Origin of the sequence: Sporosarcina trichiuri (assembly GCF_030406775.1) — a bacterium.
Taxonomy (GTDB): Bacteria; Bacillota; Bacilli; order Bacillales_A; family Planococcaceae; genus Sporosarcina; species Sporosarcina trichiuri.
The window spans coordinates 1,131,478-1,146,270 of the sequence record NZ_CP129119.1; the positions used below are offsets into that span (position 1 = coordinate 1,131,478).

Below are 14,793 nucleotides of genomic sequence, written 5' to 3' on the forward strand. Positions count from 1 at the left end.
TTCAGCCAGGGGATGCCTTTCTGGTCATGCAGGCGAATGCCTACTTCCTCCATCAACGTGTTGGTCTTACATGTCTACTTGGATTATAAGGAAGCATCCGCACGTTGTCAATCCGCGGTTTCAAGAAAATCATACGGACTTACACCCTGCATACCGATCATCGGGTCGACATGCAGGACGGTTTCCGCTGTCAGTTCTTCCGGCAGGACTTCCGGTGTGCTTTCCGTTTCATCTCCGGCCGGTTGTGCCTGTTCAGGCGCCCGATCCATATCCAGGCCGGCTTTCTGCGGTTCCTCTGCCGGCTGGGCAGGCGGTGTCTCGCCGTTCAGCCGTTCTTTCAGCGTCGTCTGCCGCTCCCTCTCGTCCACTCTGGCGATGCCTTCGGCGAATTCCTGCGGGCTGCCGCAGAGGATCAGGAAGTTCTTGGCGCGGGTGATGCCGGTGTACAGCAGGTTGCGCCGCAGCATTTTGCGGTGGCTGCGCACGACGGGCATGATCACCGTCGGAAACTCGCTTCCCTGGGATTTGTGGATGGAACAGCAGTAGGCCAGCGTCAGCTGGTTCAGATCCGGCCGCTCGTACGAAACTTCGATACCGTCGAATGAGACGACCATCAGATCCTTCTTTTCCACCGTCTCTTTCGCTTTCAGAATGGCGGTCACTTCGCCCATGTCCCCATTGAATACGTTGCTCTCCGGCTGGTTGACCAGCTGCAGCACCCGGTCGCCGATCCGGTAGGTCACATCACCGAACGTCACTTCCTTGCGCCCTGCGGCAGGCGGGTTCACCATCTCCTGGATGACCCTGTTCAGCGCGTCGATGCCTGCCGGACCCTTGTACATCGGAGCGAGGACCTGGACGTCCTTGATGGCCTGACCTTTTTTCATCGCATTCTTGACGATCTGGCTGACGACGGCCGTCACCTGTTCGGCATCTGTCCGGATGAAGGAACGGTCCCCTGTCTTGCCGGTGATATCCCCAAGCGGTTCGGACTGTTTGATGGCATGGGCGAGTTCGATGATCGTCGATCCCGCGCTCTGACGGTAAATTTCCGTCAGCTCGACGACCGGAATGACACCTGAAGTGAGCAGATCACGGAGCACTTGCCCCGGACCGACGGATGGCAGCTGATCCTGGTCGCCGACGAACAGCAGCTGCGCCCCTTTGCCGACCGCTTTCAAAAGCTGATGGGCCAGCCACGTATCGAGCATGGAGGCTTCGTCGATAATGACCAGACCTGCCTCGATTTCCCGCTCCGTCTCTTCTTCCTTCTCCTGTCCTGTGAAACCGAGCAGACGATGGATGGTCATCGCAGGGAGGCCAGTCGATTCGGAAAGACGTTTTGCCGCCCGGCCGGTCGGAGCGGCGAGGACGATCGGGAACGGTTCTTCTTTCTTGGCATATTCCTTCGGATCGAGCGACAGTCCGTGCAGTTCGGCATACACTTCAACCAGACCCCGTACGACTGTCGTCTTGCCGGTTCCCGGCCCGCCGGTCAAGATCATGACAGGTGAGTTGAGCGCCTTCTCGATTGCATCCGCCTGTGTCTCCGCATAACTGACGCCGATACGCTCTTCCGTTTCACCGATCGCTTTGCGTATTTCCGAGGAGGGGAACGCCCCGTCCCTGTCCTGATCCAGCAGCATGGCCATCTTTGCAGCGATGCCAAGTTCCGAAAAATAAAGGGACGGCATGTATAGCCGGCGCTGTTCCGCGCTGAGACGCCCTTCTTCCACAAGCATGATGATCGCTTCGGAAAGGAGCTTAAACGGTATTTCGAAAGGTTGGCTCATCTCGAGCAGTTTTTTCGATTCGGGCATCACTTGTGCGGCATCCAGGTAGACATGGCCCGATGACAGCGTTGCTGTGCTGATCGTATGGAGGACCGCCGCCTGGATTCTGGCCGTATGCGTTCCTGTGATGCCGAGCTGCCTGCCGAGTTCGTCCGCCCTCTGGAACCCGACCCCTTCGACGTCTTCGATCAGACGGTACGGGTTTTCGGTCAGCTTCTCGATCGTATCTTCCTGATACGTCTGATAGATCCGCATCGCAATCTGCGGTCCGAACCCCCACTCGTTCAAACGGACGATGGTACGCTCCAGCCCAAGATTCTCACGAAGGACGGATACGAGCGTCTCTTTCTTTTCTGCATTGAGTCTCGGGATTTCATCGAGCACATCTTCGTTTTCCAGGATTTTGCTGATCGCTTCCTGGCCGAGATGCTCGATGATCGTTTCCGCCGTCTTCCTGCCGATACCGGGGAACAGGTCCCCGGATAAGTAATGGATGAGCCCGGTTTCCGTGCCGGGAAGTTCTTTCCGGAACGTTTTCACCTCGAACTGGAGTCCGTAGGTCGGATGTGTGATCAGCCTGCCTGTGAACCTATAGTCCTCTTCCTCGGAAAGTCGCGGAAAACTTCCCTTCACGACGATTTCCTTCCCTTCAAAAGAGCAGTTCGTCTTTTTCACTTTCAGTTTGGCGATCGTGAACAGACTGTCCGGGTTGTGGAAAATCGTCACAACCGCCCGCCCGATCAGGAAGGGTTCTTCGGTATTCGCTATTTCGGACTGTCCCATCACAATCACCTCATTCCCCGCTGCTGCTGTTCTCTTCCCCCGTCAGGATCATGTCATGGATGTACCTCGCCTGGACATGTTCGGGATCGATGGTGAACGCACGTTCCAGGTGATGCAGCGCCTGCTCCCTGTCATCGGTGGAGACCGCGTACAGGAATCCTAAATTGAATTGTGCATCGGCATTTTCCGGGTTCTCATCGAGAAGCCGTTCGAATTCTTCTTTCGCCAGGTCATAGACACCTTCGTTCGCAAGGAGGATGCCATAGGACAGACGGATTTCCTGATCATCCGGCGCCAGCTCCAGAGCACGCTGCATGTATGGGAGGGCAAGCCGGCCCTTTTCTGCACGCTCCAGACTTTTGCCCAGCATATAATAGGCATCCGCTTCCTGCACACCCGCCTGGACCGCTTTCTCGTACAAAGTCGCCGCTTCGCCGTATCGTTCCTGGTTGAAATACAGATTGGCGAGCCCATAGAAAGCCGTCCCCATTTCCGGATCGAGGGTCAGCGCTTTCTGGAAGAAGGGCTCCGCTTTCTCCGTATCGCCGATGGATGCAAACACGTTCCCGACGTTCACATAGCCGACCGGATCATCCGGTGCTTCCTCAGCCGCCTTGATGAATTCCGCAACTGCCTTTTCAAAATTCCCGGCTTCCAATGCCTGGATCGCTTCTTCGTTATGTCCCATCCGAAATTCCTCCTTAACCGACGTAATCGAGTGTTGTGCCGTTCTTGATGACCGTATCGATCGTCCCGCCACCGAGGCATTCATCCCCATCATAGAACACGACAGCCTGACCCGGGGTGATGGCGCGGACTGGTGAATCGAAGATCACTTCAGCAGCATCTGCAGAGGTCATCTTCACTGTCACTCCGGTATCTGCCTGCCGGTACCTGAATTTTGCTGTACAGCGGAATTGTTCAGGCATCGGCTGTCCCCCCGTAAAACTGACGTCCGCTGCTGTCAGACTGTCCGAATATAATGCGTCATGATGGAATCCCTGTCCGACAAGCAGCGTGTTCGTTTTGAGGTCTTTGCCGATGACGAACCACGGCTCACCCGAACCGCCGATACCGAGGCCGTGCCGCTGACCGATCGTATAATACATGAGGCCGTCATGGCGCCCCATCCTTTCTCCGGACATCGTCTTCATATCACCCGGCTGGGCAGGCAGGTAATTGCCGAGGAATTCCTTGAAATTCCGTTCCCCGATGAAGCAGATGCCTGTCGAATCTTTTTTCTTTGCAGTGGCAAGTCCTGCCTCCTCTGCAATTTCACGGACCCGGCTCTTTTCCAGTTCACCGATCGGAAACATCACTTTGGACAGCTGGCCCTGTGACAGCTGATTCAGGAAATAGGTCTGATCTTTGTTGCTGTCGACGCCGCGCAGCATGGCGACCCCGTCTTCGGTTTCCGCAATCCGCGCATAGTGGCCGGTTGCGAGGAAATCCGCACCGAGACTCATCGCATGCGCCAGGAACGCCTTGAACTTGATTTCCTTATTGCACATGACGTCCGGGTTCGGCGTCCTGCCCGCTTTGTATTCGTCCAGGAAGTACGTGAACACTTTGTCCCAATATTGCTGTTCGAAGTTCACAGCATAATATGGGATGCCGATCTGGTTGCAGACACTGATGACGTCTTCGTAATCTTCCGTCGCCGTGCAGACTCCCGATTCATCCGTGTCATCCCAGTTTTTCATGAAGATGCCGATGACTTCGTATCCTTCCTGCTTCAGCAGGTAGGCGGCGACAGATGAATCGACCCCGCCCGACATCCCGACAACGACGCGCGTATCTTTTTTCGCTTTATCAATTCTCATCTTTTCGTTCATTCCTTTAATGTGTGGTAGTTGCAGTGCGTCCGATGATCCGCGCGGTCCGCTCGGCGGCTTCACGTACGTCCGCTTCCGTTGTGCCGTAACCGAAACTGAAGCGGACGGAACTTCTCAATTCCGGCGAGTCCCCTCCGAACATCGCGACCAGTACATGGGATGGATCCAGTGATCCTGCTGTGCATGCGGATCCGCTAGAGACGGATACGCCGTCCAAGTCCAGGTTGACAAGCAGCGATTCGATGTCCGTCCCCGGGAAATGGAAGTTCGCGATATGCGGCAGCTTCGGGACACCATCAATCACGTTCACCCGGTACTTGACACCTGCTGCATCGAAGACGTCCATCATCGCTGTTTCGAATTCCTTGCAGCGCACCGACTTCTCCAGCTGCTCGGCAGCAGCAAGACGGGCGGCTTCGGAAAATGCGAGGATTGCCGGCACATTTTCGGTACCCGCACGCCGTTTGCGTTCCTGGGAACCGCCGGTCAGCAGCGGTTTCAGGTCGATCCCTCTGCGCTGATACAGGAATCCGATGCCTTTCGGTCCGTTGACTTTATGGGCGGACACTGATAGAAGGTCCACTTGCAGATCCTGCACATCGATCGGCAGCATGCCGTATGCCTGTACAGCATCCGTATGGAATAGCGCCTGGTGACCGTCTAAGAGTCCGCCGATTTCCCGGATCGGCTGGATCGTGCCGACTTCGTTGTTGCCGTACATGACCGAGACAAGGATCGTATCATCACGAAGTGCATCAGCGACCTGTCCGGCGTCAATCCGGCCGTTCCTGTCAGGCTGAAGATAGGTGACTTCAAACCCATGCCGTTCAAGCTCACCGCACGTATTCAGGACTGCGTGGTGTTCGATCGCCGTCGTGATAATATGGCGGCCGAGGTGCGCCCGGCTTCCGGCTGTACCGGCAATCGCATAATTATCCGCTTCCGTACCGCCGGAAGTGAAGACGATCTCACCGGGGGCTGCATGGATCGTTCCCGCCAGGATCCGCCGGGCATCGTCTGTCCGCTTCCTCGCTTCCCGTCCATGACTGTGGACACTCGACGGATTGCCCGGGAGCGTCTGCATCGCTTCCATATATACAGCGGCAGCTTCCGGCCGGATCGGAGAAGTCGCCGCATGGTCCAGATAGATAGATGGTTTCATAATGGTAAACTCCTTTTAGATATAGAACATATAACCGTCGGGTTTCTCCTCATCCCGTTCGGCAAGTATCAAGTCTTCGATTGTCGTCGTATCCAGCACTTCTCGCACGGCTTCGCTGATTTTCAGCCAGAGCGACTGCTGCGGTATTTCCTCGCTGTCCAGCCCTTCGACGAGCTGGATCGGCCCCTCCAGCAGACGGACCACATCTCCCGCTGTCATTTCGCATGGTTCCTTGGACAGCTTGTAGCCGCCATATGCGCCGCGGATGCTCTTCACGAGCCCTCCGTTGCGCAGCAGCGGGATCAGCTGCTCCAGATACGCCTCCGACAGGGTCTGTTCTTCCGCGATTTTACGCAGGGGCACCGGTCCTTCTCCGTACCGTTTCCCGAGCTCCACGATAATGGTCAGTCCGTAGCGTCCTTTAGTTGAAATCCTCATCAGGCATCGTCCTCTTTTTAAAATTGCTGCAGACAGTATACCATACTCATCTGCCCGAATTCCTTGAAATGACTTCAGCACGCCCGCCATGTATACTTAGGGTCATCAGATATTTTCGAATGGAAGCAGGGATCTTATGCATAACGAACCACTCGCATTCAGGATGCGTCCGCAGACGATCGATGAAATCGCGGGACAGCAGCATGTCATCGGACCGGATACCGCGCTGTACAGGATGGTCAAAAACGGACATATCCCGTCCATGCTCCTGTACGGTGAACCGGGTATCGGCAAGACTTCGCTCGCCTATGCCATCGCCGGCTCGACCGACCTGACATTCATCCCGCTGAATGCGACGACATCAGGCAAGAAGGATATCGAGCGCGTTGTCGATGAGGCACGGCTGACAGGGAAAGTGATCCTGTTCCTCGATGAAATCCACAGGTTCAACAAGCTTCAGCAGGATACACTGCTGCCCCATGTCGAGAACGGCTCGGTCGTTCTGATCGGTGCGACAACCGAGAATCCGTTCCACGACGTCAACCCGGCAATCCGGTCCCGCTGCGGGGACATTCTGCAGCTGAAACGGCTGGAGGAGGAGGACCTGGTGACACTTCTCGACCGGGCCATCCATGATGGATCCCGCGGACTCGGAAAACAGGATATCGCCATATCGGACAGCCAGATCCGGAAAATCGCCTCAGGTGTCAATGGGGATGCCCGCAAAGCACTGACCCTGCTTGAATCATTGGTGTCCGCTTCAGACGAGGAAGGCGGGCAGATACTCATCGAGGACTGGCTGATCGACAACCTGCTCGGCCGCATCGGTGTCTTCGGAGACAAAAACGGCTCCCATCATTACAACCTGCTGTCCGCACTCCAGAAATCCGTGCGCGGCAGCGATACGAATGCAGCGCTGTATTATTTGGCGCAATTGCTTGAGACAGGTGATCTGACAGCTGTCAGCCGGCGCCTGCTCGTCATGGCATATGAGGATATCGGTCTGGCATCCCCTGATACCGGCCCGAGAGTCCTGGCTGCAGCGGATGCCGCCGACCGGCTCGGCATGCCGGAAGCCCGTATCCCTCTCGCGAACGCCGTCATCGAGATGTGTCTGGCGAGTAAATCGAATTCAGCCTACAAAGCCATCGGTTCAGCGATCCAGTCCGTCAGCGGCGGAAAGACGGGTGAAATTCCGCTCCATCTCAGGGACAGCCATTATGCAGGATCGGCAGCTCTCGGACATGAGGGATATATCTATCCGCACGACCACCCGATCGGCTCGTTCGGCGGATGGGTCGACCAGGAATACCTGCCTGATGCCGTTTCCGATGCGGAATTCTATGTCCCTGTGCAGGCCGGAGAGGAAAAGAAGACCGCAGCAATCTACGAGCGGCTGAAAGAGTTCAGGAAAAAGAAATGATGACATACGGAGGGTGGAAGGCAGATGACCGCTAAACTGAGCGCTGGTGAAACACGGAGGCATCAAATACTTGACCTGCTGAAACAGTCAGACAGGCCGCTGACCGGAAAAGAGATCGGCGAGCGGACGGGCGTCAGCCGGCAGGTGGTCGTCGGGGATATCAATCTGCTGAAGGCAGTGGATGAACCGATCATCGCCACAAGCAGAGGGTATGTCTATATGGACAAAGAAAAGGGCGGGCAGCAGTTTGAACGGATTGCAGTCTGCCGGCACGCTCCTGAGCAGACGGAGGAGGAATTGACTGCGTTCGTCGATCATGGCGTGACGGTGAAGGACGTCAAGGTCGAGCACCCTGTCTACGGAGATCTGACAGCGTCCATCATGGTTGCAAACCGAATGGAAGTCAAAGAATTCCTGGCAAAGGTCGCATCATCGAATGCCGTCTATCTGTCTGCTCTGAGCGAAGACCATACACATCTGCATACCGTTTCCGCAGACGATCCGGCACAGATCGACCGGGCGTTCGAATGCTTACGAAAAGCAGGCATCCTCGTGGAGTGATGCCTGCTTTTTTTGCATTCATAACCGTTCGCCCGTTTCCAGTTCCAGCTGCTTCAGAAAGGCTTCCATGAAAGTATGCCGCTGCTGTGCAAGCTGCCTGCCGCGTTCCGTTACCATCAGGTCCTTCAGCAGGAACAGCTTTTCATGGAAATGGGTGACCGTCGACGTGTTTTTCGATCGGTACTCCTCCTCGGTCATCGAACTCCTTGAGGATTCTTCCCAATCATACAGCTTCCGCCCTCTCGCCCCGCCGAATGCAAACGCCCTGGCAATTCCGACAGCCCCGATGGCATCCAGCCGGTCAGCATCGCGGACGATCGCGGCCTCAGGCGACATGATCGGTTCCTCGTTCCCTCCGTTGAACGATACGGAGCGGATGATCGCCAGGACATGATCTGCGAGCTGGGCGGGGACATTCATCGCCTTCAGGAGATCTGCGGCCGATGGGTTTCCCGCGGCGGCGTACTTCGGATCATCGATATCATGGAGGTACACGGCCAGCTCGACTGCCGTCCGGTCCGCCGTCCGCTCCTCTTCCATGATGGTCCGTGCATTCTGCAGCACCCGGAGGATATGGTCCATATCGTGGCTTGCGTCAAATTTGCTGTATAGATCCTTCGTCAGTTCCGCACACTGTTGAATATATGTCATTGCAGCTGGTCAGCACCTTTCTGTTTCATAAGTAGTCGTGTATCGGCCGGTTTGACCTGGATAAGCCGGTAGGGTATAGTGAAAGCACCATGAATTTTATGGGAAGACATCCAGCGCCGAGGAGGAATCACAATGCACCACGGTAAAGTCAAATGGTTCAGTAATGAAAAAGGATACGGGTTCATTGAAGCGGATGACGGACAAGACGTTTTCGTCCATTTCACAGGCATCCTTGGAGAAGGCTTTAAGACATTGGATGAGGGACAGCGTGTCTCGTTTGAAATCATAGAAGGCAACCGTGGTCCTCAAGCGGCTAACGTCACTGCAGAAGACTGATCATATCACATACAAAGATCCCGCTGAGCCGCTCAGCGGGATCTTATTTCATGTATTTATTCATCTCGGAACCGAGGAAACGAAGCTGATCTCCCACTGTGCATTCTTTGATGCAGAACTTGTGGGCCTCCGCCTTGCCGCGTTCTGAGGTCAGCGTTTTCTTCACAAGACAACCTTCACAATACTCATCGAGCAATTCGTCAATATCAGAAATGATTGCAGCTTTTTCCATACGCCCCTCCCTTCTGATCACTCTTCCATTGTACAGGGATTCGGCAGGCGGCTGCAACTATCCGGGAGGCTTAACTGAATGATTGAACTGTATACCGACGGTGCCAGCGCCGGCAATCCGGGCGTCAGCGGCATCGGCATCTATCTGACAGGGGAAGGGCACTCGGTGAAACTTTCCGAGCCGATCCCTCCCTGCGACAACCATACGGCCGAATTTCAGGCGCTGATCCGCGGACTGGAAGAAGCGGCTTCCCTGACAGATGGCATGCTGTCAGTGCGGAGCGATTCCCAGCTCGTTGTCCAGGCTGTCGAAAAGGAATTCGTCAAAAATCCTGAATATCATCCATATTTGCAGCAAGTCCTCCGTCTGACATCAAATTTTGAATACTTTTTCATCAAATGGATCCCGGACAGCTCCAACCGGGCAGCCGATGCGCTCGCCAGGGAGGCCATCCAGCGGCAGAAAAACGGATGATGTCATCTCGCCTTCATGAAGGTGATCGTCCTTTCGACTGAATCATAGAGCACCCACTCCAGATGGTCGGTGACCGACCCCACGTTCACAATTACATTCGCGTCCGGAAGCCGGATGAGTTCTGAATACACGAATGGCCGGATGATCCCTTCCGCTGACCAGGATGAGCGATGGGTATGGCCGTGGAATGTCAGCCGTTCGCCACCGATCACCCGGGACGGCGGGAGTTCGTTATACGGCCATTGGTGCCCGTGGATGAGCATCGCGCCATCGATGGCCATCCGTTCGGGGAGCGCGGCGATCTTCTCCCGCAGCGGGTCACCGGATCGGGTGACGAGCAGGATCCGTTCTTCCTGATTTCCCCGAATGGAGGGGAACTTGAGCATCCGTTCGAATCCCGGGGGATCCAGCAGCACGTCATCCAGCGATGGATAGACTGTGCCGTCCAGGTCCTTTTTCGATATGGTGCATTCGAACAGATCGCCGAGGACGATCTTCTTGGCATCCGGTGCTTGTTCTTCAATTTGGCTTAAGACCTGTTCCAATTCATGTTTGGATGAATGGATGTCACCGAAGAGTGCGTATCTCACAAGCCGTCACCGCTCCCGGTGTTCCCTGTCTCCACTTCCCTGTCCCCATCTTCGATCCAGTCACTGTAGCTGCCTGCGTACAGGCGTACATCCCGGATCCCTTTTTCCTTCAACATGGCGAATAACGGTGCAGCTGTCACACCGCTGCCGCAGTATACGGTGACAGGCTCACCGGATCCGGCCATTTCCGCAAGCCGTCCTGCCGCTTCCCCGTCTCTGTCGAATGTCCCGTCTGAGGCCAGCTGGGACCAGTCGAAGTTCTTCGCCCCCGGGATATGGCCTGCCACCCGGTCGAGCGGTTCCACCTCGCCTCTGTACCGTTCAGCAGCCCGCGCATCGAGCAGCAGCCCTTCTCCCGGTCTTTCCGTCAAATCCGCGACATCTTCCTTGTGCGCCAATATGGATTCGTTCCATTCCGGCTCGACCGGCGTCGGTGCTGGCGCAGGCGCAGCCTGCTCGATGTCCCCCCCTAACTTTTCAAGTCCGCCAAACCCTTCCAGCGAAATGAAAGCATTCCGGAATCCCGCATATTGCAGGATCCACCATGCCCTGGCAGCAAATGGTTCACCGCCGTCATCATAGACGATAATCTCATCGTCGGGACGGAGACCGCTTTTCCGGAACAGAGCTGTCAGCCTGTCACGGCTAGGGAGAGGATGACGCCCGCCTTTTGCTGTCATATCCGACAAGTCCTTCTCAAGATCCCAGTGGACCGCCCCGCGTATGTGCCCCTCATCATATTGCCTTCTGCCCGCTTCGGGATCCTGAAGGGAAAATCGCGCATCAATCCATCTGATTTCCGGATCCGCGAGCTGTTCTTTCGTGACTTGTTTGAACACTGACATTCAGACCATCTCCTTCTGCCGGATTTTACTGTAGATCAGTTTCCAGTCTTCGAGCTGCTCATGGCTTTCCAGAAGATTGCGCTCAGCCGCAAGCTGTGCAGCCGCTTCCTGCTGAAGATGCACAGCCAGCTGTTCCGATGTACTGTCCAGCCAGCGGTCGACCCACACGCCAAGACGCTGCCGTTCCTCTTCCAGATAGGCATCCGCATCTTTCTTCAAAAGTTCCATCAGTTTCTCCTGCAGGAGGGTACGGTCCCCTTTTTCGAAGAATGACTTGGCGTTCTTGAACAATCGGTTCACATGCCTGTACCGGTCCAGCTCCCTGAAAGGTGCGCTGAATGTCAGGAGTTCGGCGTCTGGCGCATCGAACAGTGAAGGCGACAGGGCATCATCGAGTTCTGCAAGCCAGCGCCGCTCCGTCTGCTGACGGCTTTCGATCTGTTTTTTCATATACGTCAGCATCCGGAAGTTCGCGACTTTCAATTCCTGCGCGAAGTCATAGCCGGTCATGCCGGCAGTCTCCTCAAGTGCGATGCGAAGGGCATCGGATGCAGAATGATGGACGAAGAGCGACGGTGTGTAGCCCTCTTTGAAAAAGTCGGAGAACCGGAGGAACACCCGCTGATGGATATAGAAGACAAGCTCCTTCAATTCTTCGTGTGCGGCATGGCGCAGCACCGGTGCGAATCCTGTTTCGTAGTGCTGCTGCACCTTCTGCTCTATCTCAGCAAGGTCCGCCAGACGTTCCGCTTTCCGCTCCCGGTTCGATTCTGTGCGGCGGATGAGATCATCCACCCGCTGTACGGTCTTTTCAGTCTCTTCCTGCAGCGCCTGGACGGCCAGCGCATTCAAGTCATGCTCGAGGAACGAATAGAACCGGCCTTCGAACTCTTCCATCTTCTTCTCGGCGCCGCCATCCCGCTTCGCCTCCAGTGCCTGCAGGCTCGAAATGCCGTGTACCCGGGGATTCCGGATACCGAACTTCGTCAGCTCGGATGCGACGAAGTTTTTCACTTCATCGGCCTCTTCTTCATTGTCCGCAAGATCGATCGCATTGACGACGAAGAACATCTTATCCATTTCGAAGGCGTCTTTCACCCGGCCGAGCTGAATCAGGAATTCCCGGTCCGCCCTTGAGAATGCATGGTTGAAATACGTGATGAACAGAATAGCGTCGGCATTGCGGATATATTCGAACGCGACATCGGTATGCCGGGCATTGATGGAATCAGCACCGGGCGTATCCACCAGCGTAATGCCCTGCCGTGTCAGTTCACAGTCGAAATAGAAATCGATGGACTCGACAAAGCAGCTGCGTGACTCTTCCGCCACATACCTGACAAATTCATCCCGCTCAGCGGTCACCACCTGTCCAAGCTGCTCATGGTGCGCAGGGTAGCCGGTCCGGAAGGCGCGTATGAACGATTTGTGGATGTGGAGTGACTCCTCCTTCAGCTTTACAGCCAGCGCTTCATCCGCCCGGCCGTACGCTTCTTCCAGGGAGGTAACCGGCAGTCCGACCAATCGGAACGCATCCAGGACGTCTTCGGTCATCTGTTCAGCTGTTTTGAAACGGATATCCGCGGTGCCGTCCAGGTTGGATTCGGAAACCGGACGGATCCGGTTGATGGCAGCCGTTGTCGGATTCGGCGAAACCGGCAGTACCGCCTCGCCGAGCAGCGCATTGGAGAATGATGATTTCCCGGCGCTGAAGGCGCCGAACAAGGCCACTGTGAACTCCTTCTGTTTGAGCCGTTCCGACTTGGATTGCAAGTACGCTGCCGTATCTCCGAAGCCGGGTATTCCGCCCACTTGTACAGCCACTTCTTCAGCACGGCGCACGACCGGTGCTGCATCTTCCGTCCGTTCTTCGGCCGGTCCTTCTTCATCCGTCTCTTTGTGACGGGCTTCAGCTTCCCTGGCAGCTGTTTCTGCAGCCGCCTCGTCTGCGCGCAGCACTTCAGGCTCGGTTTGTTTTTCCCAATCGCGGATAAGACGTCCGATTTCAGCTTTTTCCTCAGCTGTCCAGCTGTGCATCTGTCCTGACTCGAAGCGCGCCAGATTGGCCGCTTTGCTGCCGGCCTGCCGGATGATCGCCAGTTTGGCCTCGTTTTCGTCGAGCTGCCGCTGCAGACCGGCCGCCTTTCCGCTTCCCTGCCGTTTCGCTTCCTCGGCCATCTCGAGCTTCCAGGCGTCCGTCTTTTTCTTATAGAATGACAGGATGGCATCACGCAGCTGGCCCGACGCGTTCAAAATGAGCTCACCGGTCAGAATATCAGGTGTCGTCAGTTCCTGGACGATGTCCCCAAAACGGAAAGTCAGGTCCATAGTGTCGATTGCCATCGAGTTCTCGTCCGTCAGCAGCCCCGCTTCTTTCAGTACCTGTTTCATGAGGGTGCGCAAGTGGACCTCCACTTGTGTATGGGCCAGTTTCTCCAGCGACTCACTCAGCGCCTGCCTGCGCCGTGCGCGCTCCTCTTCAGTCTTCTTGGCACTGAAGAAGACGCCGACTTTAAAGTGGCTCGTCTGCGACTCCAAATACTCTTTCAGCAGTTCCCGCGTTTCATAAGGTGTCAGGGACGCACTTTCCAGCAGCTCTTTCCTCTTCTTCTCGAAATGGATATGGAAGGCATCTCCGCCGAGCAGTGAAATACGTTTCGACAGTTCCTGAACAGCCTCTTCCAGGTCATGGGGTTCAGCCCATTCGGATTCCATGATTTCCGGATGGTTCTCCCTCGCTTCGGTGACCTCCTGCTTCAGATAGTCGGTATGCTCATCTTTCAGCTGAGCGAGTGTCCCTTCGATCGTTGCAGTGAATTGCTCATCACGGTGGTCGATGGAACTGCTGACAATCTTCTTGACCGCGGCAAAATCGTTTTCCGCAAGATCCGGGGTCTTCAAGGAAGTGAAGAAGATCCCTTTCGGCTCAACTCCCCAGAGGGAGAACGAGTGACGGACCGATTCCTTGAAGTCCGCAAACGACAGCTCACTGTCCCGGTGCTTATCGATCTGGTTGACGATCAGATAGACATTCGGATTGTACCGCATCAGTTCTTTCGTGAACCGGAAGTTCAGTTCGGACTGCACGTGGTTGTAGTCCATTGTGTAAAATACGATATCTGCCAGATGAAGGGCGGATTCCGTTGAAAGCCGGTGCGCATCGTCGGTCGAATCGACCCCCGGAGTATCCATGACAGAGATGCCGTCCGGCAGTCCGGATCCGGTATGTCCGATTTCAAGCGAACTGATCGTTGCGCCTTCCTTACTCATCCTCTTCACCGCGTCCGCAAACCCATGACCGACCACTTTGACTGATGAGCCGTCCTGCCGGTGGACGATCGCGAAATCTTCGTCCGCTTTATGTACTTTGACGATATTGGCACTCGTCGGAATCGGGCTTGAAGGCAGGAGGTCATCTCCTGTCAATGCATTGATCATCGAAGATTTACCGGCCGAGAAGTGGCCTGCGAATGCGATCGTATACTCATCTTTCACTAGTTTCTCTGCCAGCTTTTCCGCTTTCCGGTATCGTTCTTCGTCTCCGTCTTCTTTGCACAGCAGTCCTAATGCTGCTGTTTCGTGTAGAAATTCTTCGTGGGAAGTCATATGCCGTTCGATCCTTTCGTCTGTAACTTTGTCTATCATATCATCATTTCGGGATGTGCCCTAT

Annotated in this window: 14 protein-coding genes; 4 read left to right on the forward strand and 10 right to left on the reverse strand. The window is 55.5% G+C overall.

Annotated elements, in window-relative coordinates:
• Positions 1-107: 107 nt before the first annotated feature.
• The 5 genes from recD2 to cymR are packed head-to-tail and all read right to left on the reverse strand — an operon-like array spanning position 108 to position 6,011.
• Positions 108-2,576 carry an SF1B family DNA helicase RecD2 gene (gene recD2, locus QWT68_RS06045; RefSeq protein WP_290150181.1) on the reverse strand — a complete coding sequence of 823 codons (2,469 nt, stop codon included), beginning with the start codon at positions 2,574-2,576 and terminating at the stop codon, positions 108-110.
• 10 nt (positions 2,577-2,586) lie between these two features.
• Positions 2,587-3,264 carry a tetratricopeptide repeat protein gene (locus QWT68_RS06050; RefSeq protein ID WP_040286683.1) on the reverse strand — a complete coding sequence of 226 codons (678 nt, stop codon included), beginning with the start codon at positions 3,262-3,264 and terminating at the stop codon, positions 2,587-2,589.
• Between the two features lie 13 nt (positions 3,265-3,277).
• Positions 3,278-4,399 carry a tRNA 2-thiouridine(34) synthase MnmA gene (mnmA, locus tag QWT68_RS06055; RefSeq protein ID WP_276327492.1) on the reverse strand — a complete coding sequence of 374 codons (1,122 nt, stop codon included), beginning with the start codon at positions 4,397-4,399 and terminating at the stop codon, positions 3,278-3,280.
• Positions 4,400-4,415: 16 nt separating this feature from the next.
• Entirely contained in the window at positions 4,416-5,573 is a 1,158-nt protein-coding gene (locus QWT68_RS06060) for a cysteine desulfurase family protein (RefSeq protein WP_040286684.1), read from the reverse strand.
• A gap of 15 nt (positions 5,574-5,588) precedes the next feature.
• Positions 5,589-6,011: a cysteine metabolism transcriptional regulator CymR gene (cymR, locus tag QWT68_RS06065; protein ID WP_040286685.1), complete on the reverse strand. Its 423-nt coding sequence runs from the start codon at positions 6,009-6,011 to the stop codon at positions 5,589-5,591.
• A gap of 136 nt (positions 6,012-6,147) precedes the next feature.
• On the opposite strand from cymR, the gene QWT68_RS06070 reads away from it, so the two are divergent.
• Positions 6,148-7,434, forward strand: a complete 1,287-nt coding sequence (locus tag QWT68_RS06070; RefSeq protein WP_040286686.1) for a replication-associated recombination protein A — start codon at positions 6,148-6,150, stop codon at positions 7,432-7,434.
• Between the two features lie 24 nt (positions 7,435-7,458).
• Positions 7,459-7,995, forward strand: coding sequence for a transcription repressor NadR (locus tag QWT68_RS06075; protein WP_290150184.1), 537 nt, complete (start codon positions 7,459-7,461; stop codon positions 7,993-7,995).
• 18 nt (positions 7,996-8,013) lie between these two features.
• Here the strand turns inward: QWT68_RS06075 and QWT68_RS06080 are convergent, their stop codons facing one another.
• Positions 8,014-8,646 (reverse strand): HD domain-containing protein, encoded by a 633-nt coding sequence (locus tag QWT68_RS06080; RefSeq protein WP_290150185.1) that lies wholly within the window; start codon positions 8,644-8,646, stop codon positions 8,014-8,016.
• A gap of 132 nt (positions 8,647-8,778) precedes the next feature.
• On the opposite strand from QWT68_RS06080, the gene QWT68_RS06085 reads away from it, so the two are divergent.
• Positions 8,779-8,982: a cold-shock protein gene (locus tag QWT68_RS06085; protein WP_040286689.1), complete on the forward strand. Its 204-nt coding sequence runs from the start codon at positions 8,779-8,781 to the stop codon at positions 8,980-8,982.
• Positions 8,983-9,025: 43 nt separating this feature from the next.
• Here the strand turns inward: QWT68_RS06085 and QWT68_RS06090 are convergent, their stop codons facing one another.
• Positions 9,026-9,214 (reverse strand): zinc-finger domain-containing protein, encoded by a 189-nt coding sequence (locus QWT68_RS06090; RefSeq protein WP_040286690.1) that lies wholly within the window; start codon positions 9,212-9,214, stop codon positions 9,026-9,028.
• Positions 9,215-9,292: 78 nt separating this feature from the next.
• On the opposite strand from QWT68_RS06090, the gene QWT68_RS06095 reads away from it, so the two are divergent.
• On the forward strand, positions 9,293-9,688 hold the full coding sequence (locus tag QWT68_RS06095; protein ID WP_290150186.1) for a ribonuclease HI family protein: 396 nt from the start codon (positions 9,293-9,295) through the stop codon (positions 9,686-9,688).
• 2 nt (positions 9,689-9,690) lie between these two features.
• On the opposite strand, the gene QWT68_RS06100 is transcribed toward QWT68_RS06095, so the two are convergent.
• Genes QWT68_RS06100 through QWT68_RS06110 form a run of 3 tightly spaced genes read right to left on the reverse strand, consistent with a single transcriptional unit; the run spans position 9,691 to position 14,729 of the window.
• Positions 9,691-10,278, reverse strand: coding sequence for a metallophosphoesterase family protein (locus tag QWT68_RS06100; RefSeq protein ID WP_040286692.1), 588 nt, complete (start codon positions 10,276-10,278; stop codon positions 9,691-9,693).
• Entirely contained in the window at positions 10,275-11,123 is an 849-nt protein-coding gene (locus QWT68_RS06105) for a sulfurtransferase (RefSeq protein ID WP_290150187.1), read from the reverse strand. The genes QWT68_RS06100 and QWT68_RS06105 overlap by 4 nt, the downstream gene beginning before the upstream one ends.
• The gene (locus QWT68_RS06110) at positions 11,124-14,729 is read right to left on the reverse strand and encodes a dynamin family protein (RefSeq protein WP_290150189.1); all 3,606 of its coding nucleotides are present in this window, start codon (positions 14,727-14,729) and stop codon (positions 11,124-11,126) included.
• Positions 14,730-14,793: the final 64 nt, after the last annotated feature.